General features: G+C 42.4%; 24 protein-coding genes. 14 read left to right on the plus strand and 10 right to left on the minus strand.

Going from position 1 to position 25,818, the window contains the following annotated elements; translation table 11 throughout:
• The first annotated feature begins 40 nt into the window (after window positions 1-40).
• Both GKC25_RS03285 and GKC25_RS03290 read left to right on the plus strand, forming a co-directional pair.
• Window positions 41-1,630 (plus strand): alpha-glucoside-specific PTS transporter subunit IIBC, encoded by a 1,590-nt coding sequence (locus GKC25_RS03285; RefSeq protein WP_187704388.1) that lies wholly within the window; start codon window positions 41-43, stop codon window positions 1,628-1,630.
• Window positions 1,631-1,647: 17 nt separating this feature from the next.
• Window positions 1,648-2,973 carry a 6-phospho-alpha-glucosidase gene (locus tag GKC25_RS03290; RefSeq protein ID WP_106038407.1) on the plus strand — a complete coding sequence of 442 codons (1,326 nt, stop codon included), beginning with the start codon at window positions 1,648-1,650 and terminating at the stop codon, window positions 2,971-2,973.
• A gap of 147 nt (window positions 2,974-3,120) precedes the next feature.
• Here GKC25_RS03290 and GKC25_RS03295 read toward each other — a convergent pair whose 3' ends face one another.
• On the minus strand, window positions 3,121-3,492 hold the full coding sequence (locus tag GKC25_RS03295) for a hypothetical protein (protein WP_034664610.1): 372 nt from the start codon (window positions 3,490-3,492) through the stop codon (window positions 3,121-3,123).
• Between the two features lie 181 nt (window positions 3,493-3,673).
• Here GKC25_RS03295 and GKC25_RS03300 point away from each other — a divergent pair, with 181 nt between their 5' ends.
• Both GKC25_RS03300 and GKC25_RS03305 read left to right on the plus strand, forming a co-directional pair.
• On the plus strand, window positions 3,674-4,111 hold the full coding sequence (locus tag GKC25_RS03300) for an Rrf2 family transcriptional regulator (protein ID WP_095286004.1): 438 nt from the start codon (window positions 3,674-3,676) through the stop codon (window positions 4,109-4,111).
• Window positions 4,112-4,175: 64 nt separating this feature from the next.
• Window positions 4,176-5,090: an NAD(P)/FAD-dependent oxidoreductase gene (locus GKC25_RS03305; RefSeq protein WP_106038409.1), complete on the plus strand. Its 915-nt coding sequence runs from the start codon at window positions 4,176-4,178 to the stop codon at window positions 5,088-5,090.
• Between the two features lie 10 nt (window positions 5,091-5,100).
• On the opposite strand, the gene GKC25_RS03310 is transcribed toward GKC25_RS03305, so the two are convergent.
• Window positions 5,101-5,307, minus strand: coding sequence for a hypothetical protein (locus GKC25_RS03310; protein WP_095286002.1), 207 nt, complete (start codon window positions 5,305-5,307; stop codon window positions 5,101-5,103).
• A 113-nt stretch (window positions 5,308-5,420) separates the two neighbouring features.
• Between GKC25_RS03310 and GKC25_RS03315 the strand changes: the two genes are divergently transcribed.
• On the plus strand, window positions 5,421-6,068 hold the full coding sequence (locus GKC25_RS03315; protein ID WP_095286001.1) for a DUF3885 domain-containing protein: 648 nt from the start codon (window positions 5,421-5,423) through the stop codon (window positions 6,066-6,068).
• Between the two features lie 33 nt (window positions 6,069-6,101).
• Here the strand turns inward: GKC25_RS03315 and GKC25_RS03320 are convergent, their stop codons facing one another.
• Complete coding sequence (locus GKC25_RS03320; protein ID WP_034664592.1) at window positions 6,102-7,430, minus strand: 6-phospho-beta-glucosidase; 1,329 nt, start codon at window positions 7,428-7,430, stop codon at window positions 6,102-6,104.
• Window positions 7,431-7,629: 199 nt separating this feature from the next.
• Between GKC25_RS03320 and GKC25_RS03325 the strand changes: the two genes are divergently transcribed.
• Window positions 7,630-8,361 carry a MurR/RpiR family transcriptional regulator gene (locus tag GKC25_RS03325; protein ID WP_034664588.1) on the plus strand — a complete coding sequence of 244 codons (732 nt, stop codon included), beginning with the start codon at window positions 7,630-7,632 and terminating at the stop codon, window positions 8,359-8,361.
• Window positions 8,362-8,379: 18 nt separating this feature from the next.
• On the opposite strand, the gene GKC25_RS03330 is transcribed toward GKC25_RS03325, so the two are convergent.
• Window positions 8,380-9,579 (minus strand): MFS transporter, encoded by a 1,200-nt coding sequence (locus tag GKC25_RS03330; RefSeq protein ID WP_187704389.1) that lies wholly within the window; start codon window positions 9,577-9,579, stop codon window positions 8,380-8,382.
• 145 nt (window positions 9,580-9,724) lie between these two features.
• Here GKC25_RS03330 and GKC25_RS03335 point away from each other — a divergent pair, with 145 nt between their 5' ends.
• Window positions 9,725-10,204 carry an aminoacyl-tRNA deacylase gene (locus GKC25_RS03335; protein ID WP_060595726.1) on the plus strand — a complete coding sequence of 160 codons (480 nt, stop codon included), beginning with the start codon at window positions 9,725-9,727 and terminating at the stop codon, window positions 10,202-10,204.
• A gap of 34 nt (window positions 10,205-10,238) precedes the next feature.
• On the opposite strand, the gene GKC25_RS03340 is transcribed toward GKC25_RS03335, so the two are convergent.
• Complete coding sequence (locus tag GKC25_RS03340) at window positions 10,239-11,147, minus strand: LysR family transcriptional regulator (RefSeq protein ID WP_095286000.1); 909 nt, start codon at window positions 11,145-11,147, stop codon at window positions 10,239-10,241.
• 103 nt (window positions 11,148-11,250) lie between these two features.
• Here GKC25_RS03340 and GKC25_RS03345 point away from each other — a divergent pair, with 103 nt between their 5' ends.
• The gene (locus GKC25_RS03345) at window positions 11,251-12,450 is read left to right on the plus strand and encodes an MFS transporter (protein ID WP_106038412.1); all 1,200 of its coding nucleotides are present in this window, start codon (window positions 11,251-11,253) and stop codon (window positions 12,448-12,450) included.
• Window positions 12,451-12,515: 65 nt separating this feature from the next.
• Here GKC25_RS03345 and GKC25_RS03350 read toward each other — a convergent pair whose 3' ends face one another.
• Window positions 12,516-13,595 carry a DUF3900 domain-containing protein gene (locus GKC25_RS03350; RefSeq protein ID WP_012009211.1) on the minus strand — a complete coding sequence of 360 codons (1,080 nt, stop codon included), beginning with the start codon at window positions 13,593-13,595 and terminating at the stop codon, window positions 12,516-12,518.
• 198 nt (window positions 13,596-13,793) lie between these two features.
• A complete protein-coding gene (locus GKC25_RS03355; protein ID WP_003213883.1) occupies window positions 13,794-13,943 on the minus strand; it encodes a DUF1540 domain-containing protein in 150 nt (49 codons plus the stop codon).
• Window positions 13,944-14,298: 355 nt separating this feature from the next.
• On the opposite strand from GKC25_RS03355, the gene rfbF reads away from it, so the two are divergent.
• The 5 genes from rfbF to GKC25_RS03380 are packed head-to-tail and all read left to right on the plus strand — an operon-like array spanning window position 14,299 to window position 19,080.
• The gene (rfbF, locus tag GKC25_RS03360; protein ID WP_034664577.1) at window positions 14,299-15,063 is read left to right on the plus strand and encodes a glucose-1-phosphate cytidylyltransferase; all 765 of its coding nucleotides are present in this window, start codon (window positions 14,299-14,301) and stop codon (window positions 15,061-15,063) included.
• Between the two features lie 4 nt (window positions 15,064-15,067).
• Complete coding sequence (locus tag GKC25_RS03365; protein ID WP_041816148.1) at window positions 15,068-16,039, plus strand: GDP-mannose 4,6-dehydratase; 972 nt, start codon at window positions 15,068-15,070, stop codon at window positions 16,037-16,039.
• Between the two features lie 12 nt (window positions 16,040-16,051).
• Window positions 16,052-16,963 carry a putative nucleotide-diphospho-sugar transferase gene (locus GKC25_RS03370; RefSeq protein WP_095285996.1) on the plus strand — a complete coding sequence of 304 codons (912 nt, stop codon included), beginning with the start codon at window positions 16,052-16,054 and terminating at the stop codon, window positions 16,961-16,963.
• Window positions 16,960-18,150, plus strand: a complete 1,191-nt coding sequence (locus GKC25_RS03375) for a glycosyltransferase family 2 protein (RefSeq protein WP_095285995.1) — start codon at window positions 16,960-16,962, stop codon at window positions 18,148-18,150. The genes GKC25_RS03370 and GKC25_RS03375 overlap by 4 nt, the downstream gene beginning before the upstream one ends.
• On the plus strand, window positions 18,151-19,080 hold the full coding sequence (locus GKC25_RS03380; protein WP_187704390.1) for a putative nucleotide-diphospho-sugar transferase: 930 nt from the start codon (window positions 18,151-18,153) through the stop codon (window positions 19,078-19,080).
• 35 nt (window positions 19,081-19,115) lie between these two features.
• On the opposite strand, the gene GKC25_RS03385 is transcribed toward GKC25_RS03380, so the two are convergent.
• Together GKC25_RS03385 and GKC25_RS03390 are read right to left on the minus strand one after the other, a co-directional pair.
• Entirely contained in the window at window positions 19,116-20,354 is a 1,239-nt protein-coding gene (locus GKC25_RS03385) for an MFS transporter (RefSeq protein WP_034664564.1), read from the minus strand.
• Window positions 20,355-20,488: 134 nt separating this feature from the next.
• Window positions 20,489-22,528, minus strand: a complete 2,040-nt coding sequence (locus tag GKC25_RS03390; RefSeq protein ID WP_187704391.1) for a penicillin-binding transpeptidase domain-containing protein — start codon at window positions 22,526-22,528, stop codon at window positions 20,489-20,491.
• A gap of 262 nt (window positions 22,529-22,790) precedes the next feature.
• Here GKC25_RS03390 and GKC25_RS03395 point away from each other — a divergent pair, with 262 nt between their 5' ends.
• Complete coding sequence (locus GKC25_RS03395) at window positions 22,791-24,206, plus strand: SLC13 family permease (protein ID WP_187704392.1); 1,416 nt, start codon at window positions 22,791-22,793, stop codon at window positions 24,204-24,206.
• 203 nt (window positions 24,207-24,409) lie between these two features.
• Here GKC25_RS03395 and GKC25_RS03400 read toward each other — a convergent pair whose 3' ends face one another.
• On the minus strand, window positions 24,410-25,801 hold the full coding sequence (locus GKC25_RS03400) for an amino acid permease (RefSeq protein WP_034664554.1): 1,392 nt from the start codon (window positions 25,799-25,801) through the stop codon (window positions 24,410-24,412).
• Window positions 25,802-25,818: the final 17 nt, after the last annotated feature.

Here is a 25,818-nt window from a genome sequence, read left to right on the forward strand (position 1 = left end):
TTTACAGTGGTCTTATGGATCAAACAAAGGGGTGATGCTTATGAATGCAATCAAGCGATTTGGCAGTGCTATGGTAGTTCCTGTACTTTTATTCGCATTTTTTGGTATTGTTGTAGGCCTTGCGACTTTATGTAAGAATCCAGCGATTATGGGGGAAATGGCTGCAGAAGGTACGACGTGGTATAAGGTTTGGGCACTGATTGAAAGCGGGGGATGGACGATCTTCAATCATATGGAGCTGGCATTTGTGATTGGCTTGCCCATCTCACTTGCAAAAAAAGCGCAAGCACGTGCTACGCTCGCAGCTTTGATGATTTATCTTGTGTTTAACAATTATATTCATGCTATTTTGACACTTTGGCCGTCCACTTTTGGTGTAGATTTATCGCAAGGTGTCGAGAACGTAGCGGGTGTAAAAGAAATTGCGGGTATACCTACGCTCGATACAAGTATCATTGGTGCGGTTATGATATCTGGAATCGTGATTTGGATCCATAATCGTTTTTATGATCAAAAGCTGCCTGAAATGCTCGGGATTTTCCAGGGGCTTGTATTTGTTGTCATCATCGGATTCTTTGTGATGATTCCTATTGCTTTTATCGTTGCTTTTGTATGGCCTTATGTTCAGCAAGGGATTCAATCTCTCCAAGGGTTCATGTCACAGTCTGGTTATATTGGTGTCTGGCTGTTTCATTTCTTGGAAAGGGTGTTGATTCCAACAGGACTTCACCATTTTATTTATACACCTTTTGAGTTTGGTCCAGCTGCTGTAAATGGGGGGTTAAAACCATATTGGATTGCTCACTTAAATGAATTTGCGACCTCAACTTCCGATTTGAAAAATCTTTATCCATACGGATTTTTACTGCATGGAAATATTAAGATGTTCGGCTGTTTAGGGATAGCTCTAGCGATGTATTTTTCTACCCCGAATGAAAATAGAAAAAAGGTTTTGGCATTGGTGTTACCCGCCACATTAACAGCAATATTTGCCGGAATTACAGAACCACTTGAATTTACATTTCTATTTCTCGCACCTTATTTATTTGTGATACATGCACTTCTTGGAGCCACCATGGTGACAATCATGAATATGTTTGGTGTTGTCGGAATGATGGGTTCCGGGCTTATTGAGATAGCTGCATTGAACTGGATTCCGCTCTCTTCAAATCATGGAGGGATTTATCTGATCCAAGCCATGATTGGATGTCTATTTACAGCATTGTATTTTGTCATATTTAGATGGATGATTGTGAAATTTGATATTCCATTACCAGGTCGAAAACATGAGGAGGAGACTAGGCTATATACAAAACAAGATTATGAGAATGCTAATAAAAAGGGCCATGACAAAAAGGAAGCGCCCGTTTATGCGTCTGAGTATGAAGAGAAAGCCGTTTATTTCTTAGAAGGCCTTGGCGGTAAAGAAAACATTAAAGATGTGACAAACTGTGCCACGCGTCTGCGTATTACAGTGATTGACCCTAGCTTGGTGAAAGATAGGGAATACTTTACAAAAAATAAACTGGCACACGGAATAGCTAAGAGTGGTCAAAGCATTCAGATCATTGTTGGCTTAAGTGTACCGCAAGTGAGAGAGTCCTTTGAGGCAAAACTTTCATTTAATTGAAAAAGGAGCTGGATATAATGAAAACATTTAATATTACCATTGCTGGAGGCGGAAGTACATTTACACCAGGGATCATTTTGATGCTGTTAAACTATCTAGAGGAGTTCCCAATTCATACAATTAAACTCTATGATAATGATGAAGCTAGACAAAAGACGATTGCAGATGCATGTGAGATTATGTTAAAAGAACGAGCACCAGAAGTGCGGTTACTGGCAAGCACGGACCCAGAAGAAGCCTTTACTCAAGTCGATTTTGTGATGGCACATATCCGTGTCGGCAAATATGCGATGCGTGAATTAGATGAGAAAATTCCATTGAAGCATGGAGTCGTCGGACAGGAAACATGTGGTCCAGGCGGAATAGCTTACGGAATGAGGTCCATTCCAGGTGTATTAGAACTTGTCGATTATATGGAAAAATACTCACCTGAAGCTTGGATGTTAAACTATTCTAACCCTGCAGCTATAGTAGCAGAGGCAACACGTAAGCTAAGACCGAATGCCAAGATTTTAAACATATGCGATATGCCAATTGGAATCGAAGAATTGATTGCAAAGAATTTAGGCTTATCTTCACGTAAAGAACTGGAAGTAGATTACTATGGTTTGAATCATTTTGGCTGGTGGACAGATATTAGAGATAAAGCAGGAAATAGCTTAATGCCTGAGGTGATTAAGCATGTAAGCCAGCATGGTTATGCAACAGATGGAACATCTGAACTAGAACAGCAGAAGAGCTGGAACAGCACATTAAAAAAGGCCAAAGATATTCAAGCACTTGATCCAAAAACGGTACCGAATACGTATTTGAAATACTATCTATTTCCAGATGAAGAAGTGGCACATTCAAACATAGAGTTCACGCGTGCCAATGAAGTGATGGAGGGGCGGGAAGCTTTTGTTTTTAGTGAATGTCAGGCCATCATTGATAAAGGGAGTGCGAAGGAAACAAAGCTAACCATCGATGAACACGCTTCCTATATCGTTGATTTAGCAAGAGCCATTGCTTTTAATAAAAAAGAACGGATGCTGATGATTGTAGAGAACAATGGCGCCATCATGAACTTTGACCCAACAGCCATGGTCGAAATTCCTTGTATCGTTGGCAGCAGCGGTCCAGAAAAATTAGTGGTTGGAGAAATTCCTAGATTTCAAAAAAGTCTCATGGAGCAGCAAGTTGGCGTAGAAAAATTAGTAGTAGAAGCATTTGAAGAAGGTTCCTATCAAAAACTATGGCAGGCCATCACATTATCGAAAACGGTGCCGAGTGCTAAAGTAGCAAAAGATATATTAGACGACTTAATTTTGGCAAATAAAGCATTTTGGCCAGAGTTAACATAACATGAGAATAAGCAATATGGGCGTTACATCGCTCATATGCTTATTTGTTTTTTCAACCGATGTATTCCGCTTTTTTTGTGATGGCGACAAAGTGGTTTTCACTTGGTACTAAAAGACCCCCTCACCAAAAAGGGGGTCCCCAATTCCTTACTCTGCACTCTCCTCAACCTCACGGCTATCTTCTGTTTCACCAATATAAATAGGGCCGTTTGCGTGGTCGAGTCGGATTGGCCATTCGTATGGAATTTGAAGTCGTTTAGCAATACCTCTCCAGAATTTTGTAGAATCATATTCGAATTCTTGGAAGTCTTTTAATAAGTCTTTGTAAGACGAGCCATCAAATTGAATGAACATATCTTGAAGGCGCATGAACGCGACATGTCTCACTTCTAATGCTGCCGCAGCTTCCATTTCTTCTTCTGTTGCTTCACCAATGATTGTTCCTGCGGGCGGAAGCATGTCGTATACATTGAATTCCTCTTCTTCTTCGTGTGCTGCATTGTGCTGTTGATCTGACATTTTCTTCACTCCTTCTAGTTTTCATCAAAATTTTATTCGTGCTTACCTTTATTATCGGAAGAAAATGCGAAATGTGGAATGAAAAAAGAAGCAGATCCACAACACTTGCTTTTTCTTCTTGAATCTTTTATGATCAATTACAGATATAAAAGGTCTATAATAGATGGAAAGGAATGTTCCTATGAAATATTCTAAAGCGACCAACTATGCACTTCATACGATGGTGTTTTTAACTCTTGCGCCGAAGGGGAAAGCAATTGGCGTTGAGCCTCTTGCTAAAATGCAAGATCTTTCACCCACCTATTTATCTAAAATTTTAACAAAGCTTGTAAAGGCAGGATTGATTGAATCAACACCTGGTGCAAAAGGTGGTTACGCCATTATGAACCAGAAGGAAGACATTTCGTTTTTAGACGTCATTCAGGCTGTAGAAGGGCAAACGAATTTGTTTCGCTGTTCTTTAGAGCATGATTCTTTCATGCCTCATGATGACTGTTTGATTGAACAGGTCATGCAGGATGTTGAAACAAAAATGCAGGAGACGTTAAGTCAAAAGCGGTTAGTTGATATTGCAAGCCAAATTGAGCAGACAGAAAAGAATCCATTTTTCAACATGTGATTTTTTTGAACTAATTATAGATATTAAGAGTCTTTAAAATCTTTAATAAAAAGGAGAGATTTACATGTTATTAGATTGTGCCATTATCGGAGGCGGGCCAGCCGGATTAAGTGCAGCACTTGTTGTGGGGCGGGGCAGAAAACAGGTCATTGTATTCGATGACGAGATGCCAAGAAATCGAGTGACACAGGAATCACATGGATTTATTACAAACGATGGAATGACACCGTTTGAGATCAGACAAGCGGGAGAGGCAGATATTCAAAACTACCCTCATATTCAAATAAAGCGAAGCAGAATTGTTGAGATACAAAACAATGAGGACAACTTTACGTTACTGACACAAGAGGGAGAAAGATTCGAAGCGAAGAAAATCATATTGGCAACAGGACTTCAGGATATACTGCCAGAGATTAAGGGAATTCATGACGTGTATGGAAAGACGTTGTTTAGCTGTCCTTTCTGCGATGGCTGGGAGCTAAAGGACAAGCCGCTTGCCCTAATTGCTGAGAACCCACGCGCCTTGCATATGGCTAAACTTCTTTCCAATTGGACAAAGGATTTGATCGTGTTTACGAATGGACAGCAAGTGTTTGCTGAAGAGGAGCAGGCATTGCTATCAGCACATTTTATACAAGTCATTGATGTACCGATTATGTCAATTCATCATGAGAATGGACAAATGCACTCTCTTCACCTTTCGAATGGGGAAACGGTGAAAAGAGAAGGCGGATTTGTCGCAAGTGAATTCAAGCAGTCAGCTCCATTTGCTGAAAAACTTGGCTGCCAAATGACGAAAAATGCGGGCATTGAAACAGATATTCTTGGACGTACAACCGTCAGCGGTGTCTTTGCATGCGGTGACAATTTAGGCGGCCCTGCTCAACTTGTACTTGCAGCAGCTGCTGGAAGCCAGGCAGGAATGGGCGTCATCCATGAACTTGTGCAAGAGGAATTTCAACAAAAAACATCTCTATGAAAAGAGATGTTCAGCGATGAGCGGTTTTCCGTTTTGCTAAGACGTGAGCAATCCATTCGAAAAGTGCGTAAATCACAAAGAAGATAAGAAGCCAGCTGCTGGCATCGACCCATATATTGGTGATATGAATGATGTTCGCCTGATCAAGTCCAGTCTGTATCCACATGGTGATCAATGCTGTGAGGAACACTTGTAGAAACCATTTTGATTTTTTCAATTGGTCACACCTCCATCTCTTTCCATCATATAAGAAATGACAGTTTATTTCCAATTGTATTTCCATCAGTTTCAACGGTAAAATAATAAATAAAACCAATGGAAGGACATGAGATGAACGATCAAACCAATAGTTTTTTAAAAAGTCATTTTTCTGATCTTGTCCTCACACCGTCCCTTTTTTATCAATGGCCTTTTGGGCTTCGCTTTGAAGTGGCAGATTGGTCATTAGGAGAAGAATCAGTTGTATTAGAAAAAGCAGGGGATCGTGCTTTGAAAATTGTCAGATATGCTTTTGATCCAGAAGACGATATTCTGTTTGTCACGGATGTCTATACGCAGCATGAACATGAATTAACGAAGAAAAAGCTCCTAGTTTATCAGAAATATGTCCGCCAGCAAGTACGCAATCGATTGCGTCACGAGCTTTTGACCTATGTACGACCAGAAATAGATGACCCACTGACATTGGAGAGATTTACACTGAAATGCCGGCTGCAAGATATTCGATTGCGTCCACTTCTACAAGCCATGTGCCGAGAGGATTTCTATGCACCGAATCAAATCATGAAGGGGAAGCTTGATTATGAAATTTATCTCATCAATCTCTCGAAACAGATGATTTTCCACTTATATGATGATCGAGGCTGTGATCTCATAGCGTCAGATTCTGAGCGTCTTCGGCCAGTCTATGAGGGCTTACAGCACTGGCTATTAGACTATGATCGTGCTCAGATGGACCGGCTGTTTGCAGCGAAATAAGAAAACCGCACTTTTGACAAGTGCGGTTCTGTTTTATGCTTCTACTTTATTGAAGAACTGTGGTAAATATTCTTTGTGTGCTTCTAGCATTTCATCGAGGATGCTTTTTGCAATCGCATCTGATGGGACGAGCGGGTTGATCGTCATTGCGACAAGGGCTGTGTTGTAATCGCCTGTCACGGCTGCTTCAGCGGCAACACGTTCAAAGGATTTAATTTGAGAAATGAGTCCTTTGACAGCGACTGGCATTTCACCAACAGCGATTGGTTTAGGACCGTCTTTTGTGATGACGCAGTTGAGTTCAACGGCAGAATCATTTGGAATGTCACTGATGGCACCATTGTTGATGGTGTTCACAGGCTGAATGTCATGCTTGTCGTTATAAATGGATGCAATCAAGTTACAAGCCGCATCACTGTAGTAAGCACCGCCTCGTTTTTCAAGCTGTGGCGGTTTGATATCAAGATCAGGATCTTTGTAAAGCTCGAACAGGTCATTTTCTAGTGCACGAACGACTTCTGCACGAGTTCCTTCATTCTCTGCTGCTTTCTTTTCTTCAGCCAGCATATCACTTGTTTTGTAGTAGTAGCGGTGATATGGACATGGAATGACGCCAAGCCCTTTTAAGAAATCTGCATTCCACGGAATGGCTTGAATGTTGTTCATCGACATGCTGGAGTTTGGATCTGCCATGTCTTCGATGACTTGATCCATGATGCTTTTGCCATCTAAGAATACATTGAGTCCAAAGACCATATGGTTTAATCCAGCAAAGCTGACTTCGACTCTGCTTGCGTCTACATCAAGTCCTTTGGCGATTCCCATGCGAATACCGATTGGCACGTTGCATAAGCCAACGACTTTGCGATGGTTTGAATAGCGAAGAACGGCTTCTGTGACCATACCAGCTGGGTTGGTGAAATTCACAAGCCATGCGTCTGGGCACAGTTCTTCAATATCTTTGACAATATCAAGAATGACTGGAATGGTGCGAAGTCCTTTGAATAGACCTCCTGGACCATTCGTTTCTTGACCAATGACATCATATTTTAAAGGAATGCGTTCATCCTTCATACGTGCTTCAAGAAGTCCGACACGGAATTGTGTTGTGACGAAATCAGCGCCCGCAAGCGCTTTCCGGCGATCTAATGTTAAATGAACCTCGATTGGAAGTCCTGCCTTTTTCACCATGCGTTTTGCAAGATTTCCGACGATTTCAAGCTTCTCTTTTCCCGCTTCAATATCGACAAGCCAAAGCTCGCTAATCGGAAATTCATCGTATCGTTTAATAAATCCTTCTACAAGCTCTGGTGTATAGCTTGATCCTCCGCCAATTGTGACAACCTTTAATCCTTTTGCCATGTGCTGCACCTCCGAATAATGTAACGCGCAATGTTATAATAGAGAAAAGCCAATTCTTTTGTCTGTACATCTATAGCTTATCGTGAGAGCATCTAGTGCGTAAATGACTTCAGCGTCTTTAGGCAAGGGTGCCCTATTTAGAGATTTGTTACATAAAAGAAACACATTGTGACATGCTGTTGGAGAAAGGGGAAGTCAGATGTTTTCAAGTGAGGTCATTTCAAGCTTTAATGAACTAGAAAGCGCTTTATACCGATATATCATGGAAAACAGTGAAAAGGTCGTGTATATGAGAATTCGGGATTTAGCAGATGCTGCCCATATTTCCACCTCGTCTGTCCTTCGCTTTTGCCGAAAAGTGAATTGTGAAGGCTTTTCAGAGTTTAAAGTGAAACTCAAAATGTATTTAGAATCAGAGCAAACTCCTACTTTAAAAAGCACACAGCACTTTCTATATGAATTTATTGAACGCACACTGAAAGGGGACTTTGAAGGGAAAATTAAGGAGGCAGCAAGGCTCATTGCCGATGCAAAAAATGTGCTGTTTATCGGAACTGGCAGCTCTGGTATTTTGGCACAGTATGGGGCGAGGTATTTTTCGAGTCTTGAGAAATTTTCATTTTACATCAATGATCCGTTTTTCCCGATGAATATGCAGTATTTAGACAATAGTGTCACCATTGTGCTGTCTGTATCAGGGGAGAACCGTATTACGATTGATCATATTTCGAAGTTAAAAAGAGAAGGAAGCAAAATCATTAGTATTACAAACAATCAGCACTGTACGATTTCGCGCATTTCCGATTTAAATATTGCTTATTACGTGACAGACGAACGGGTTCACAGAGCCAATATTACGACACAGACGCCAGTTGTGTATATTTTAGAAGCGATGGCTCGTGACATGTTCGCGATGTTAAAGGAAAAGTAAAAGGAGCCGCTGCATGAATCAGCCGCTCTTTTTTTTCTGTCTCATAAAAGCGAGGATGGCAATCCCCGAACAGATGAGCACAAACAAACCGCCTAGCAAATACACAGTCCTCGCTCCGAATGCATCTGCAATCAATCCAACAAAGAAAATAGATAAACCGACAGATACAGAAGAAAGGACGTAATGAGCCGAGTACACCTTTGATAAATCTCGGACGGGCGTTTCCGTTTGAAGAATGGTTTGCTGCGAAACATCCCGAATTTGATAAGCAGGCCCCATCAAAATACAAAGCAGCAAAGCAAGCCACGGCAGGCTGTTCAGTGAAAAGACAATAGTCAGCACTGCATAAATGAATGAACCAGCTGCCATAAAGAGAAGAAGCTGCTTTTGAATCAACCGGCTTATCCACGCAGCCAAGAGCCCGCCTAGAATGGCGCCTGTATAATAAGCGGCGTTGATAAAACCCCACCATTCCTCACTTTCGTTTAAATCATGGGTGACAAAGGCAAGGGTAATCGCCCCGATCCACACAGCGCCCGCCATATTTTCACAAACATCCATAAAGGTCAGAGTGCGAATCGTTTTATTTGTCCAAATAATCGCCCAGCCATCCTTGAAACTGTTCATCTTATTTGCTTTTCGAACCGTGTCTTCTTGCTTGAGAAGAGGAAAAACAGGGATGAAAAACAAATAAGACAACACAATCATGAAACAAGTAATCCACATTAAATAAAAAGGACCAATCAACAGGACGAGCATTCCAGTAAACGAATAACCGGCGATTTGGACCGTTTGATGAAAAATGGAGGCTGTACTGTTCGCTTTCACAAGCTGATTTGCTGGCACAAGCATCGGCATGATGGCCTGTAATAAAGGACTGATGAATCCACCTGTGATGGAAATGAGAATAAGCGCACCAAACAGCCAGACCATATGCTGCTGAAAGAAATGAAATTGGGCTGTAAACACGATGAGCATCACAAGACGTAAAAGAGGGACCCATTTCAACAGCCGACCCGCTTGAAAGTGATCGGTCAAAACAGGAGAGATGAGCCCGGCTAATAGCTGGCAAAGCGTTCTTATTAGCGGAAATAGAGTCGCATAGGCAACAGATTGTGTATCTTGATAGATCACAAACGTGATCGTCATCACAAATAGAATATCACTTAGCATGAGAAGGCTTTTACTGCCTGTATAATACCAAAACTTGTTTCCCATATCCAACCGGCTCCTTTTCAAAAACAAGTTCAGTATAGCATGGTGATGAAGGACCTAGAGGCTTTTCATTGAAAAATACATCTTAAGGATGAGAGGATTGTGATAAGCTAAATGAAAGACATCGCAAGGAAAGGGGTTCAAATCAATGAAAGTACTACCGGCACATGAATTCTTGAATCAGCACAGCATCCCTTATGAGATCAAAGCATTTTCTTCCGAAACAGAGAAGGGAGCCGCAAATGTAGCAGCAGCCCTTGGTTTTCGTGAAAGACAAATGATCAAAACATTGATTTTTGAAACAGGGGAAGGGGAGCAGCTGCTTGTGATGGTTGGCGCAGACCAGCATATTAAGTCAGGGAAACTAAAGAAAGCGGCCGGCTCCCGTAATATTAAAATGGCATCACCAGAGAAGGTTCTGGAAGTGACGGGCTACCGAATTGGCTCGATACCGCCATTTTGCTGGCAGCCAGAAGGCTTCCGCACCATCATCGAAGCTTCGTTATTAGAGGAAGAGGTATTAGGCGTTGGAGCAGGCGAATGGGGAAATGAAATCCTCATCACACCAGAACAATTAGTGAAAGCCTCAAAGGCTGTACCGTATGACATTGTTCAACCAGCCGAATAGAAAAAAAGTGCCTGTTTCTTATGCAGGCACTTTTTTAATTTGCAGCAGGCGCCTTAAATGGATCGATATCTTTCATTTGCAGAAAGGCATCCACTGTTCTATTTTTTTCAAGATCATTCGCCCGTTTGCAGATAACAACGGGTCTGACGATTTCTATGCCTTCGATATATACGCGCCCAATCTCTTTCCGCTTGAGACTGCCTTGAACCGCATCACGGGGAACAAGTGTGATCCCATAGCCAGCTTTGATCATTTGAATCGCTTCATGAACACCGCTGAATTGTAAATCAACAGTCGGTTTTTTAATTCCTTTCGAGGTGAAAAGGGAAAAGAGCTTATCTCTTGTGGAGCTGCCTTCTTCACGCATCAAAAAAGGCTCCAGGCTCAGGCGCTCTAGCGGGACGGTTTTTCCGTTTAACGGATGGTCTGCTGGCACAATAAAATCATAGCTTAAATTCGTCAAATGGGAGGTAACGATCTCCTCATGATGCAAATCTTCAATTACAGCGATGGCCACATCTGATTCATATTGAAGCAGGCTGTCTATCACTTGAGCGGAGTTTCCGCTTTTTAATTCGATTTCTGTCTGTGGTGAAGACGTTTTAAAAGCAGCGAGCCAATCAGGCAGTAAAAAGTTGAGTGGTACGTAGGTAGAAGCGATGCGGAGACGCCCCTTTTTCCCATTTTGTAATAGCGTGATCTGATATTCTACTTCCTTTTCAGCCTCGAACACTTGCCGGGCATAAGGATACAGCATCTTTCCCATTTCTGTGAGCGCAATTCCTCGGCCGTTTCGTTTAAAAAGGCGAAAACCGATCTCTCGTTCAATGCTTCTAAGCTGAGCCGTCACAGCTGGCTGTGTCAAAGATAGTGCGTCTGCTGTTTGTGTGACGCTTTTAGTCTCTGCAACCTTTGCAAAAATCCGAAGGGCATGTAAATTCAACTTTGCACCACCTATCAATTATTTTAATGCTTTAATCAAAAACATTCATTAGATTTATTATAAAGCATCCCTTATCGTAAAGATAGCGAAGGGGGAAGGGAAAATGGATCATCGTCAAAAGCAAGTTGTGTCAATATCGCTCATCACAGCATTTGCACTTATTGGGGATTCAATGCTCTATATTGTTCTTCCAGTCTATTGGAAAGAGATTGGTTTATCATCTATTTGGGAGGTCGGGTTACTGCTGTCCATCAACCGATTCATTCGCATTCCGCTAGCGCCTGTCGTTTGGTGGCTCTATCGCTATATCCCAATGAAGACCGGTGTATTAATGGCGATTTTGATCGCGTCAGTGACCACGATATTATATGGGGTGAGCGGTTTTTGGCTGCTGCTGATCTGCCGCTGCGCATGGGGGCTTGCTTGGACGTTACTCCGTATGAGCGGGATGAGGGTTTTGGCTGAAATAGACGAAGGCTCACAAGGACATTTGACGGGTCTTTATAATGGGCTTTACCGGCTTGGCAGTTTATTTGGCATGTTATTTGGCGGGATTTTCGCCAGCTTGTTCGGCTTCCAGTCCATGACGCTTGTCTTTGGTTTACTCACATTGATAGGGTGCGTTTTTTATGTATCTTTGGATGAAATTGAAAAGAGAGAAGGCACGCAGATGTATCATGGCATCAAACAGAAGTGGTTTGCACGAGATGTTGTAAAAGTACTGATAACAGGCATGCTGGTCGCACTTATTATACAAGGTTTATTCGCATCCACGCTGAGTCATGTCATTGAAGCAAAGATCGATCAGGATGAATTTGCTCTATTTGGCTTTGTCATCGGAGCTTCGGCTTTAAGCGGTGTCATTCAAGCAATCAGGTGGGGGTGGGAACCATTTGTCGCACCGAGAACAGGCAAATGGTTTGATCGGCTTGTGATGAAGGAACGAATGCTATGCTGGATGTTTCTTTCATTTGGAGGGCTCAGTTTTCTTGGGGTCATGCTGAAGGTAAGCGGCTGGTTTCTATTGATGCTGCTTTTGATTCAGCTGCTGGCAACGATTGTAACAACGTTCACCGATACACTTGCCTTTCAAAAAGCCTCTGCTCAAACAGATAAGAACCGCTTTCTCGCCAGCTATTCTTTTGTTCAAGATATGGGGGCTGCTTTAGGGCCTTTGTGCGGGTATACATTGATCCAGTTTTTTGGAACAAACAGCGTCTTTTGGCTGATGCTCATCATAAGCTTAATGCTTGTCAGCATGTGGGTAAGAGGCGGGCAGCATGTCTCTTCTAGTGCAGTGTAAAAAAATAAAGCGTTATATAAAAAAACTGCCTCATGCAGCTGAGCGCAGGAGGCAGTCATATTCTCTTATTCTAAGTCTGAATCGTAGGCTTTTTGCGTCAGCTGGCTGACAACCTCTTTTAATCCATTTGGTTTATGGAATTCAACAGGTGTGCTTCCTTTTTCAAAGACGATTTGGTCTGCTTCGACGAGCACGACATATCGATTGTTGACCTTCGCAATATGGATCGAGTGGCCAAAGTCCGCTAGAAGCCCTTTGATTTCTGTTTCACCTAGACGCATTTTCATTGTGATATCAGGGGTTTGTTCCACAATGTGAGATGCTGCTAGTGTGACCTGTTCTGTATCGAGTGTTTCTCTAATTTCTCGTTTTTCACTCGCTTCCCATATTTCAAGGTCCTCTTCAAATTGCTTTAATTCTTCACTTTCATCCTGTAATGTTTCAAATACTTGTTCCTGCACCATATTCATGACCTGTGATTTCATGATTTCAGGCATAGATTCCCCGTATTCGACGAATTTCAGAAAGTCCTCAAAATAACGAGCATGTGAGGATTGGTGAATTTTCACTTCGGCTTCCTCTGTCATGCCCTCTTCTGGCATAAACGGATATTGAATCGATTTCATGTTTTTTGTTGTAATGGCCATTTCGACTTTTTTGATCAAGGTAGATGTATCAGCGATAGAAGCCACTTTCTGTTCAAAATCGCATTTCATAATAAAGACAAAGGAGTCATCAAAATATTTTTTAGGGACAGCAGACGCAACTAAAAAAACGCCGCCTCTGACAGCACTTGTATCTAAATACGTGCGAACAAACTGTTCGCTGCATTCATTAAATACTTCTTTTGTATCGGCAAATCTCGTTTGATGAAATAAATTGTAGTTTGGATTTGAATCGAGTTCATGACCGGGTTCGACAATGAATCGGCCAATTTTGGTTGGTACTTGTTCAGATTTAGGGTGTCTGTCCACTTTTCGTTTGACGATTTTTTTCAGCTCGCCATCTAAAAAGTCCTTCAGCTCACTTTGTTCAAATTCCTCTTGATCTAATGTTTGATAATGCTTGAACCGTTTATTTGCTTGTTCATCTTTGCCTTCGATTTCTACGACAAAGAATGATAGAAAACGTATCGTAAAATCCATTGATTGGTCACCACTTTTTCTTCTTCGGATATGTTGAGTATAGAAAAAGGAGTGAAAATCGTCAACGAATGCAGAAATATCGTGTCATTATTTCCCGAGAAATGTTTAGTGAAAAACACTTGATAATAATTATCATTCTTGATAGAATGATAAAAGAAAAGAAGGAACCTGCCAGTTCCTTCATCTCAGAAAAACAACTTATTTTGTTTCAAATGTTTCGCAATCAGTTTCGGCATTGCGAGTCACATCAGTCATTGTGTTTTTACCAATTTTAATGGTAGAAGCAGTACAGCTGTTATCAGCCCAAAAACGGCAAGAGTTCACTTCACAAAGTACGTTTTGTGCCATGAGAATTCACCTCCGTGATTCATATTGAGAATGAAGCAAGCTGCCACTTGAATTCATTCCATCTAGTAGTCTCTTTATAAAAAGAGGCTGTTTGTGCTGATGATGCACATGTTTATCATACCATCTACCCTGATAATATACAATTTAAACTTTGAAAGAGCGAGAATACAAATCTCGCTCTTTTTTTATTTGTAAAAATAGTTAAATGCTAGGTGGCACCATCTCTCATTTCGACATATGAATAGAGTAGATTCAAAACCTGATGTCGGACAAAGTCTAAGGGTACATGTACTGATTTTCCGCATAAAGATAAGGTTTTCAATCAAAAATTTTCATAGAGAGATGAGGGGAGAAGATGAAAGCAGTCATTCTCTGCGGAGGAAAGGGAACGAGAATGAGTGAGGTCACACAAGCGCTTCCTAAACCACTTGCTATGATCGGAGATCGGCCTATTCTATGGCATATTATGAAAATCTATCAGTATTACGGAGTAGATGAGTTTATCTTATTGCTTGGATATAAAGGAGAGAAGATCAAAGAATATTTTCTGAACTACGACTGGCGGCATCACAGCATGCAGCTGGATATGGCAACAGGAGAAATGAAGCTTTTAGGAAAGTCAGAGAACTGGAAAATCACCTTTTTAGATACGGGTGAGGAGACGATGACAGGCGGACGGTTAAAGCAGGCACAGGACTACATTGGGGGTGAGACATTCATGATGACATATGGTGATGGACTTGCCAATATCAATATGTTTCATCTGCTGAAGCGTCATCAGGATCTTGGGGCAGCTGCGACTGTCACAGGAATTGAAAAGAAGTCCCAGTACGGGACACTGAAGGTGTATAACGGGATGGCACAATCCTTCTCTGAGAAGACAGACAGTGTCGGGATGATCAATGGAGGGTTTTTTGTGTTGTCTCCAAAGGTATTTGACTATTTGACAGACGATGATCAATGCGTGTTTGAAGCGGAGCCTCTGCAAAATCTGGCGAATGATGGAGAGCTTGCGGTTTATGAGCACCACGGATTTTGGACAGCGATCGATACGTATAAGAACCTGAAGGAAATCAATGGCATGTGGACAAATGGAAAACAACCATGGAAGGTTTGGTGACGGCATGAGCGGATTTTGGAATGGGAAAAACGTATTTGTGACTGGATGTACAGGACTATTGGGAAGCTATCTCGTCAAGGAATTGATTGATCAAGGTGCAAACGTAACTGGGCTTGTGCGTGATCAGGTGCCTCGATCGAATTTATATCAAGGCAGTCAATTCGAAAAGATGAATGTGGTGCAAGGTGCATTGGAGGATATGCAAACGATTGAACGTGCGTTAGGAGAATACGAAATTGATACTGTCTTCCATTTGGCGGCGCAGGCCATTGTTGGGGTCGCAAATAGACACCCTGTTTCTACATTTGAAGCCAATATTTTAGGGACATGGAATGTACTGGAGGCTTGCAGAAGACAGCCGCTGATCAAACGAGTCATCGTGGCATCAAGTGACAAAGCATACGGCGATCAGGAGCAGCTTCCATACGATGAAGATATGCCGTTAAATGGGAAACATCCGTATGATGTATCGAAGAGCTGTGCAGATTTAATTTCTCACACGTATTACAACACATATGGTCTTCCGGTTTGTATTACACGCTGCGGCAATTTATACGGGGGCGGGGATTTAAATTTCAACAGAATCATTCCGCAAACCATCCAGCTTGTGCTAGAAGGAGAGGCGCCTGAAATTAGAAGTGACGGGACATTTATTCGTGATTACTTCTACATTGAAGATGCGGTCAAGGCTTATTTGCTGCTAGCTGAGAAGATGGAGGAAAAAGGGCTCGCTGGAGAAGCATTTAACTTTAGTAATGAAATTCAGCTGACGGTGCTTGAGCTCGTGGATAAGATTTTAAAGGCGATGGGCAGTGAACTGAAGCCGCGTATTTTAAACCAAGGAACGCATGAGATTAAGCATCAATATTTGTCGGCAGAAAAGGCGAGAAAGCTGCTTGATTGGAAGCCTGACTACTCCATTGATGAAGGTTTAGAGAAGACGATTGAATGGTATCGCGAATTCTTTCAAAAATAGAGGTGTAAGTAGATGAACAGCATATATTGTACGGTTCTATCGAGTGGAAGACTTTATCAAGCCATTGCGTTTTTCTTATCATTGAAGCAAGTAGAAGATGATGCTGTCATCAAGACGTTATGTATGGATGATGCTGCATTTGATCTGCTTCATCAAATGAATTTTCCTCATGTTGATCTTGTTCATGTACGGGAGCTCGAAACGCCGGAGCTGCTGGAGAAAAAAGAGGAACGGGATGCCTCGGAATATTGCTGGACATTAAAGCCGATTTGGATTGAGTGGTTATTTGAACAGGAGCAGGCAGAGGGCGTAACCTATCTTGATGCGGATTTGTTCTTTTATGAGAGCCCGAAAGCGATTTTTCAACATCAGCCGAATGCCTCTGTTTTACTCTCGAGAGGGGATATTGTGATTCCGAGCTTCGATCCTGAGGAAGTGAAGATGCTTCAGAAGCTTTTAGGACGATATAACTCAGGCTTCCTGTATTTTAAAGGAGATGAAGCCGGCCGGAAATGCCTCAGCTGGTGGAAAGAAGAATGCTTGAAGGAATGCAAAAATGCGCCGGGAGAAGGCAAGTTTGGCGATCAAGGATATCTCGATCATATGCCGAAGCTGTTTGAAAAAGTGGAAGATATTCAAACAAAAGGCGTGAATATTGGTCATTGGAATTATGGGCAGCATTCTTATCGGGAAGAGAATGGACGTATTTTGCTGGAGGATGGGCATCCGCTCATTTGCTATCATTTCAGCGGCTTTCGCATCGTGAGCAAGGATGAGATGCAGCAAATTCATGAAAAAGGGAGAAATGATCTGCCATTTTTCCAAGAAGCCTATCGAAACGTGCTGCGCCATGTGATTGAATCTGTTGAGCAGGTCGATCCGCTGTTTAACGGCTATGCCAAATTGGAGGGGGATGACGCATGAATGAGAAGCCAAAGGTAAGCGTCATTATTCCGAGCTATAATGCCAAAGAGCGTTTAGAAGGGAGTCTTTTTTCCTTAACGCTTCAGGATACGGATATACCATTTGAGGTGATTGTCGCTGATAATGGGTCAACGGACGGCACGATGGAAATGCTTGAGAACATTGAGGTGAATTTCCCGTTTAAAAAGGTACGTATTCCTGTCAATCAAGGGATTGCCAAGGGTCGCAATCATGCCATTCGCGAGGCGGAGGGAGACCTGCTGATATTCCATGACAGCGATATGCTGGCAGAGCCGCAATTTATTCAAAAGCATGCGGAGGCACATGCTGTTCATGAGGACCTTGTGATTTGTGGTGTCTGCTGGAAGCGGATTTATCGTTATTTTTACGAAGCATTTGATAAGGATCATATCAATCGGTTGAAAAAGCAAGGCTTGTATAAGCGGAAAATGAAAGATAAAACGCCTCTTTTATCAATGAAGGAAGTTGAAAATGGTGGATTTCTAGAGAAAAGCTTCGATTTGCAGTCTGAGTTTATTGATATTCTCAAAGACATTTTGCGCACGTATAACTATGATTTAGGCTCTTATGAGCTGCCGTGGCGATTTTTTATTACGAATAACTCCTCTGTCAAACGTAAGCATGTCATGGCACTCGGGATGTTTGATGAAAATATCGTTCGGTACGGGTTTGAAGATTATGATTTAGGAATTCGTCTGCATCAGCTTGGTCTCTCGTTTGAATTGCGAGAGGATATCATGAGTGTGCATCAGGAGCATCCAAGTAATTTAACGTCATTTGATGACATCAAATATAACATTTTGTATATGTGCGAGAAGTACAACAATATTGATGCCATTGATGTCCATTTGGCTTTCTCTGGTCCATTTTCTCACACCGTCACAAATGACATTGTGAAAGAGGTCCGGCAGCTGCGTGAAAATCCGGCATTCGATGGTCTGCTTTCTTATTTTTTAGAGCTGCTTCATTTGATCACAGAGCGGAATGTAGGTATCAAACGCGATAAAAAAGATCAGCTGACAGCAAAGCATGTCCCTTTGAAAAAGCTGTCAGAGGCAGCGCAGCTTGCACGGCAGGAATATGGCTGCACAGTGCTTGTAGAAGCCATTCAAGGGCTGACGAAAGAGCTATTACGCGTTGATTTGTTTCAAGTGGATGTGTTGTAGATGGCATCTTATCATTTTACAACCATTGTGTCGAATACCCATATTTTTAAGCTTTTGGCGCTGATTCATTCGCTTGAACAAACCGCCCATTCATTCAAGCTGTCGGTTTTATGTGCGGACCCATTGGCTTACAAGGTGTTAAGTGAATTCCCTCATCCGCACGTTCAATATGAACAGCTTGAAGACATTGAAGATGACATGCTGCGAAAGGCAAAAGATGATCGGACGTTCCATGAGTATTGCTGGACGTTAAAGCCTGCTTTTCTGCTCAAAATCCTTGAGTCCTCAGAAGCGGATTATCTCGCCCATTTGGATACGGATTTGTATTTTTATCATGATCCAGAGGCGGTATTTGCAGAGAATCCGCTCGCTCATTTATTTTTGACGGATCATATGAATTCCAAGCGGTTCTATCACTTTTATGAGTTGTCTGGCCGCTTTAATACTGGATTTGTCGGCTGCCGCAACACAGACGTTGCCAAACAGGCGGTCACACAATGGAAGGGTAACTGTCTTGCACACTGTACAGTAGAAATGGATACAGAAAATAAGACGTATGGAGATCAGCGGTATGTTGAAAGATGGATCGATGATTTTGAAGGGGTCCATGTGGTGACATCTAAAGGAGCCAATGCCGCCATTTGGAATATTGAAAACTACAAGCTTTCAGTTGTGAAAGGGGATATGTATCTCGACGAATGTCCACTCTTGTTCTATCATTTTTCTGCCTTTACGATCATTGATGAGAATACCTTTAATCTTAATTGGTATTACTATATGACTGAACAAAATCTAGTGGATCATCTATATATTCCGTATGCCGATTTGGTTCATCAAAAAATTAAACAGGTGCAAAAGGTCTTTCCAGAATTTCAGCAAGGGTTTATTGCAAAGAAGCACGTTCCTGACACGCATTTTTATGAGATATGAAAAAACCGCTCAATAACTGAGCGGTTTTCTCCTTTTTATGATTCATTCCATTTGGAGATGGTTTGATCGCTAGGTAGTAAGAAGGCCAGGATGCCTAATATCGGTAAAAAGGCGACTCCGATCATGGTAGGCGTTAAACCGAAGGCATCAATGAATGAGCCTAGAGCGACTGATCCAATTGCACCCATACCAAACGCAAGCCCAACAGTTAAACCAGACATTGTGCCAATTTTCCCGGGAAATAGTTCTTGAGCATAAACGACTGTGACAGAGAAGCTTGATGTCAGAATGACCCCAATCAGTCCAAGTAAAACATAAGCAAAAACAGGTCCGGCAAATGGCAGCAGCAGGGCAAGCGGAAAGGAAGCCAATAAGGAAATTAAAATCACGGTTTTCTTGCCGAAGCGGTCTGCAAGCGGTCCGCCTAAAAATGTCCCAATTGCACCTAGAATGAGAAATAAGAAAATATAAGTCTGTGATTCTTTAATCGTCAATCCATATTGTTCAATCGCATAAAACGCATAGAAATTCGATATCGCATTCCCATACCAAGAGCGGGCAAAGATGAGAAAGACGATAATGCCAAGTGCTGTGAGTGCTGACTTACGATGAATATCAGATCTTGCAGCTTTTGCTGGAGCCTTTTTCGCTTGAGCTCGAATGGTTTGAAGTCTTCCTGCGTACCATCTTGAAATATAAAGAAGGAAACCGACAGCAATCATTCCAACAATCGTAAACCAAGCCACGCCTGGCTGACCGAGAGGGACGAGCATTAATGCAGCGATCAGCGGAGCAAAGGCTTGACCTGTATTTCCGCCTACTTGATAGATGGACTGTGCAAGTCCTCGTCTTGGACCAGCTGCCATGTTGGCAACACGAGAGCCCTCTGGATGGAAAATTGCAGAGCCGAGTCCGATAAAGACAACGCAAAGCAAAATGGTGGCAAAGGAAGGCGCAAACGCAAGCCCGAATATACCGACAGCACTAGAAAATAAAGCAATCGGGAGTGCATAAGGCATCGGCCGTTTATCTGTATACCACCCAATAGCGGGCTGCATGACGGAGGAGACCATATTTAATGTAAAGGCAATCAGCCCTAATTGTGTAAAGGTCAGCCCCATTGAGCGTTCTAAAATAGGGAACATCGCAGGAATAACGGCTTGCAATGTGTCGTTCAGCATATGGCAAATGCCAATAATCAATAAAATGGGGTAAACCGTTGATCCGGTGACAGAATTTTGAGGTTTATCCTTTGTACGAGCAGCAATAGCCAATGAGACTTCCTCCTTTCATTCAACTGTTTTCTATTTTGCATTCTTCTCATTTTATTCATAAGGTGAACTATAAAACAATAGCAAATTGTCATGATTTAGAAAAAAGAGACACAAGTGCTTGTGTCTCTAAAGGGTTATTGATAAAAAGATGCGATCACAGGCTTCATTTTTTGAATGACGAGTCCGCTTCCGCCGCGGTTTTTCACACCTTCAATCATGCCGACGAGGACGTAATCTTCTTTTTTAGGATTAAATGCAAGTAAAAATCCATTTTCAGAACCGTCTGTTGCCCCTTGTTTGCTCTTCAGCTCTGCCGTTCCTGTTTTAGCGGCAATATCAGTTCCTTCAATTTGTAAGGAGTGAGCTGTACCGTTTGGACTGGTCACGACCTGAGTCAGCGCGTCTTTCACTGAGTTTGCCGAGTCTTCTTTGATGATTTGTTTTGGTGATGCTGTTTTTTCATCTTGAACGACTCGAGGATAGACAAGCTTGCCTCCTGTTGCAAATGGAGAATAGGCATGTACTTGTTCAATCGGTGACATGAGTAATTCGCCTTGGCCATAGGCAGAGTCAGCAAGTAAGATGTCCGATTGAATGCCATCGTTCGATACTTGTGCTGGTTTCATTGTAAATGGCATGTGCAAATCTTCGCCAAACCCAAATGCTTTTACTTTTTTCTCGTAGGTGTCTTTGCCAATTTCCAGTGCTTCCTGTCCGAAGTAAATATTGTCTGAGTACACGAGGGCATCGATCATATTTACGTTTTCTTTATCGTGAACCCGTGTAATTCGATAATTGCCCCAAGATTGATCCTTTTGCCATTTCAGTCCATGAATGGTGCGTACTTTATTAGGTTTTGTGACACCTGTTTCCAGCCCAATGGCCGCTGTAATGGTTTTGAATGTAGACCCTGGTGCATACCGGCTCGCATAGCGAGCTTGGAATGGGAGGTCTGGGTTTTCACTGTATACCTGATATTGCTTAGGTGTGATCCCATTTGTCATGAGATTGACATCGTAGGAAGGGGCGCTGACAAGCGCTAATAGATCCCCCGATGATGGATTCATGATCGTGACGGCCCCTTTTTCACCTTTTAGCTGTTCATAGGTTTTTTTCTGTAAAGAAGCATCAATGGTCAGCTTCACTGTTTTTCCATCTTTTCGATCTGATTTTTGCAATGTTTCTTCAATGCCTGTTTCATCATGGACGATCAGAATGCTTCCGCCATCTTGTCCACGCAGGTTTTTGTCAAACGTAAATTCAAGGCCGGTTTTGCCGATGATTTGATCTGCTTTTAATGCCGGATTTCTTTTGATATCATCTGCATTTGCTTTTCCGACATAGCCGGTGAGATGGGCGGCGGCTTCGTTATAAGGATAGTAACGCATTTCCTTCGTTTGATAGGTGACGCCTTTTACCTCCTTTGGAATCGGCTTTTGCTCTAACATTGATTTGAGCGGGACAAACGTGTCGTCTGTGACCCATGCTTGTTTCAGCTGATTGTCAATCAGTTCTTCGTCTATATCAAACGCCTTGCTGATTTTTTTGATATTGCGTTCTTTTTCTTTCCCTGTTCCGAGTTTACCTGGGATGATGCCAAGTGCGTTTCCACCAGTTGTTTCTGCCAGCGTACGCCCTTTTCGGTCTACAATGTTTCCACGGACAGCAGGGTCTGATTTGACTTTGATAGTATCTCCCTTCTCCATTTGCGGGAAGATGAGATTTGGCTTCCAGTCCACTTTCCACTTGTCATCTTCTTCTGAGAGAACGCCCTTGTAAGAAAGCTTGTGCAGCTTGCCAAAAGACGTTTTCATTGTCACATCATAGGAAAATTGATACCCATTTCCTTTGTCCTGTTTTTCGACGTTGAGCTTTGATATGTTCAGATCATAAGCACCAATTCCGTTAAAGATATTGTCATATTTTTCGGCTAGTTGTTTTTTTGAGAAGTCATTGGCTTTCAAAGACGCACTCGTTACCTCATCAGCCAGCTTCGTAAAGTCTTTCTTCTCCAATTGTTTCGTAAAGGATTCCGCCGCTTTTAAAGCCTCTTTTTCTTTTGAGAAAAGAGTATCTTTTAAGAAAAAGAGAGCAGCTGCTATCACGATGATGCTAAGAAGAGGAATAATGAATTTTTTCTGTTTCCAAAATGATTTTCTTTGATCCTTATACAATGAAAACACCTCAATTTTTGATTAGATCTTCTATATTTTACAGTGATTGCACATGATTTGTATAGTTTCTCCTATGAAAATAGACCAAGGCATCATGTCATGGTTTTGAAAATGGGAGTAAAATGACAGCTGTTTTTATGAAAGATATCTTCATTTTTTCTTATGATTTAAAGGATTTCTTAAGAGATCATCGAATGTGGAAAATTAGAAAAAATATGACAAGCGCTTTCAATAGGGGGGAATTGTTATCGTTTATAAAAAAGTGAATGTAATTGGACTTATTCTTGGACCGACACTCTTCTTGCTCGTTCTGTTTCTCATACCTGAAGATGAATTGACCTATGCTGCGAGGGTAGTCTTGGGCATTACGGCTTGGACGGCAACATGGTGGGTGACAGAAGCACTGCCCATACCTGCAACATCTTTATTGCCCATCATCCTACTGCCGACACTTGGCGGGCTTTCTATGGAACAGACATCAAGGGCTTATGGAGATCCGATCGTCTTTATGTACATGGGAGGATTTATGATTGCTATTGCCATTGAAAAATGGAACTTACATAGAAGAATGGCCTTACACATTTTGAGGGTGATTGGCACAAGAAGTGACCGCATTGTATTAGGTGTCATGATCGCGACTGCTTTTTTATCTATGTGGATTTCGAATGCAGCGACAGCCCTGATGATGCTCCCAGTGGCACTTGCAGTGATTAAAGAGGTCAAGGCTAATGAAGTCTTATCTGGTCCATCTCTTGATCGATTCAGTAAAAGCATCTTATTGTCGGTTGCGTATTCAGCGTCAATTGGTGGTCTAGCAACACTTGTCGGATCTGTGCCAAATGCGGTGTTTGCTGCGATGTCAAAAAAGCTATTAGATCGGGAAATTATGTTTTTTGAATGGTTTTTGTTTGGTTTTCCTGTTGCGATGATTCTGCTCATTCTCTTATTTCTGTATTTGACCAAGGTACAGTTCAAGGTAGAGCACACAGGTGAAATGAGTGTAGCGTTCATTCGAAAGGGATTAGAGAATTTAGGAAAAATGAAACAAGAGGAAAAATGGGTGTTTGTTGTTTTTCTCATGACGGCGTTTTTATGGATTTTTAAGCTCTTTTTGTTTGGAGGGATCACCGTATCTGATACGTCTATCGCCATTTTCGGTGCCATGCTGTTATTTCTCATTCCAGCAACAAATGGAGAGAGAATATTAGAATGGCAGGATATGAAACAGCTGCCGTGGGGGCTTTTGCTTTTGTTTGGAGGTGGGCTTTCGCTCGCTACGGGCTTTGCAGATACCAATCTAACAGGATGGATTGGCGAAAATCTACAGCATTTACATGGGCTTTCGTATATCGTGCTGTTGATCATTTTAACGGGAGCGATTTTGTTTATGACTGAAATTATGTCAAATACAGCTGTTGCCAATATGATTATTCCGATTACGGTAGGGCTTGGGCTTGCGATTGGCATGGAGCCATATGGGTTAATGGCTGCGGCTGCTTTGGCTTCTTCATGTGCGTTTATGCTGCCGATCTCCACACCGCCAAACGCCGCTGTCTTTAGTGCGGACGTGCTGAAAATATCTGATATGGTCAGGGCAGGCTTTTGGTTAAATATCATCAGTATTGTGGTGATTGTCCTTGCGGTGTATTTCTGGCTCCCGATTGTGCTTAAAAGCTGAGCGGGTTACGAAGGTGGCTTTGATCGAATCGAGACGTCGGTGTTTTTGTTTCTTTTGGCTTCGGTGCTGGTGTGGATTATTTGATGTGAGTGTCCTTTGGCGTGTAATAAGCGTGTTAGATCCAGATATGGTGGACTCAAATTCAGCCAAAAACAGCGTGATTTAAGCAAAAAAAAGAGACCGGGAATCCCCGTGTCTCTTTTCTAATGTGTTTCATTAAGATGGCTTTTTCGTCTTGCATAGGTGAAATAGACAACGACACCAATGGCCACCCAGATAAGGAAGGCTCTCCATGTCACCCATGAAAGGGTAGTTGCGAGTGTGATACAAATGACCGCGCTGATAATCGGAAGAACAGGCACGAATGGCACTTTAAACGCTGCTTTGACATTCGGGTGCTTTTTCCGTAAAACGATGACGGCAATTGAAATCACCGTAAAGGCTGCAAGTGTACCGATACTCACTAAATTCGCAAGCGTCGATAAATTCACAAAACCTACGATACATGCTGCGACAGCACCTGTCAGCCAAGTGTTGGCAACGGGTGTTTGCGATTTTGGATGAACATTTGAGAAAATTTTTGGCATGAGTCCATCGCGGCTCATCGCAAAGGTTAAGCGAACCTGCGCATAGACCAAGGCAATTAAAACCGTTGTGATCCCAATAATGGCACCGGCTGATATGATACCTGCCACACTATGAAGGCCAACGACTTGAAGAGCAAATGCGACAGGGTCACTGACATTCAGTTTCGTATAGTGAACCATGCCGGTTAAGACAAAGGACACACCGATGTATAAAATGGTACAAACACCGAGCGCCCCGATAATGCCGATCGGCATCGCCTTTTGCGGATTTTTGACTTCTTCAGATGCATTGGCGATCGCATCAAATCCGAGATAAGCAAAAAAGACTGTTGCCGCGCCTGCGATCACTCCTTCAAAGCCCATCGGCATAAAGGGTGTCCAGTTTTCAGGTTTGACGTAAGCAAAGCCTGAAATGATAAAGAGAAGGACGATGGCAATTTTGATTAACACAATGATGTTATTCAGCTTCGTGCTTTCTTTGACGCCTCTTGAGACGATAAAGGTGATGAGTAAAATAATAAGTGCGCCTGGAAGGTTAAAGACGGCACCATCAGCGGCTCCAGGTGCAGCTGATAAAGCCTTCGGTATGTGCAGACCGAATCCACTGAGCAGTGATTGAAAATAGGACGACCATCCACTTGCTACAGCAGAGAGCGCAATGACATATTCAAGCATGAGATCCCAGCCCATTAAGAAGGCGAGAAATTCCCCAAGTGTGGCGTAGGAATACGTATAGACGCTTCCTGACACAGGAATGGACGAGGAGAATTCAGCGTAGCAAAAAGCAGCAAGGGCGCATGCGATCGCAGCCAAAATAAAAGATATAATAATCGCAGGTCCCGCATCCTTTGCTGCCGCAACCCCCGTAATCACAAAGATACCAGTCCCGACCACGCAGCCAATGCCAAGCAAGATTAAATCAAACGTATTTAACGATCGGCTGAGCCGCTTCGTTTGACTTTCAAGCATGAGCTGGTCGAGAGACTTTTTTCGAAATAAAGAACTCATGTTGACCTCCTAAAGGG

Origin of the sequence: Bacillus pumilus (assembly GCF_038738535.1) — a bacterium.
In the GTDB taxonomy this organism is placed as follows: Bacteria; Bacillota; Bacilli; order Bacillales; family Bacillaceae; genus Bacillus.

Excerpts from the sequence above, each read along its gene's own strand:
- GKC25_RS03285 (WP_187704388.1), top strand. The coding sequence starts at position 41 with ATGAATGCAATCAAGCGATTTGGCAGTGCTATGGTAGTTCCTGTACTT.
- GKC25_RS03290 (WP_106038407.1), top strand. The coding sequence starts at position 1,648 with ATGAAAACATTTAATATTACCATTGCTGGAGGCGGAAGTACATTTACA.
- GKC25_RS03295 (WP_034664610.1), bottom strand. The coding sequence starts at position 3,492 with ATGTCAGATCAACAGCACAATGCAGCACACGAAGAAGAAGAGGAATTC.
- GKC25_RS03300 (WP_095286004.1), top strand. The coding sequence starts at position 3,674 with ATGAAATATTCTAAAGCGACCAACTATGCACTTCATACGATGGTGTTT.
- GKC25_RS03305 (WP_106038409.1), top strand. The coding sequence starts at position 4,176 with ATGTTATTAGATTGTGCCATTATCGGAGGCGGGCCAGCCGGATTAAGT.
- GKC25_RS03315 (WP_095286001.1), top strand. The coding sequence starts at position 5,421 with ATGAACGATCAAACCAATAGTTTTTTAAAAAGTCATTTTTCTGATCTT.
- GKC25_RS03320 (WP_034664592.1), bottom strand. The coding sequence starts at position 7,430 with ATGGCAAAAGGATTAAAGGTTGTCACAATTGGCGGAGGATCAAGCTAT.
- GKC25_RS03325 (WP_034664588.1), top strand. The coding sequence starts at position 7,630 with ATGTTTTCAAGTGAGGTCATTTCAAGCTTTAATGAACTAGAAAGCGCT.
- GKC25_RS03330 (WP_187704389.1), bottom strand. The coding sequence starts at position 9,579 with ATGGGAAACAAGTTTTGGTATTATACAGGCAGTAAAAGCCTTCTCATG.
- GKC25_RS03335 (WP_060595726.1), top strand. The coding sequence starts at position 9,725 with ATGAAAGTACTACCGGCACATGAATTCTTGAATCAGCACAGCATCCCT.
- GKC25_RS03345 (WP_106038412.1), top strand. The coding sequence starts at position 11,251 with ATGGATCATCGTCAAAAGCAAGTTGTGTCAATATCGCTCATCACAGCA.
- GKC25_RS03350 (WP_012009211.1), bottom strand. The coding sequence starts at position 13,595 with ATGGATTTTACGATACGTTTTCTATCATTCTTTGTCGTAGAAATCGAA.
- GKC25_RS03355 (WP_003213883.1), bottom strand. The coding sequence starts at position 13,943 with ATGGCACAAAACGTACTTTGTGAAGTGAACTCTTGCCGTTTTTGGGCT.
- rfbF (WP_034664577.1), top strand. The coding sequence starts at position 14,299 with ATGAAAGCAGTCATTCTCTGCGGAGGAAAGGGAACGAGAATGAGTGAG.
- GKC25_RS03365 (WP_041816148.1), top strand. The coding sequence starts at position 15,068 with ATGAGCGGATTTTGGAATGGGAAAAACGTATTTGTGACTGGATGTACA.
- GKC25_RS03370 (WP_095285996.1), top strand. The coding sequence starts at position 16,052 with ATGAACAGCATATATTGTACGGTTCTATCGAGTGGAAGACTTTATCAA.
- GKC25_RS03375 (WP_095285995.1), top strand. The coding sequence starts at position 16,960 with ATGAATGAGAAGCCAAAGGTAAGCGTCATTATTCCGAGCTATAATGCC.
- GKC25_RS03380 (WP_187704390.1), top strand. The coding sequence starts at position 18,151 with ATGGCATCTTATCATTTTACAACCATTGTGTCGAATACCCATATTTTT.
- GKC25_RS03400 (WP_034664554.1), bottom strand. The coding sequence starts at position 25,801 with ATGAGTTCTTTATTTCGAAAAAAGTCTCTCGACCAGCTCATGCTTGAA.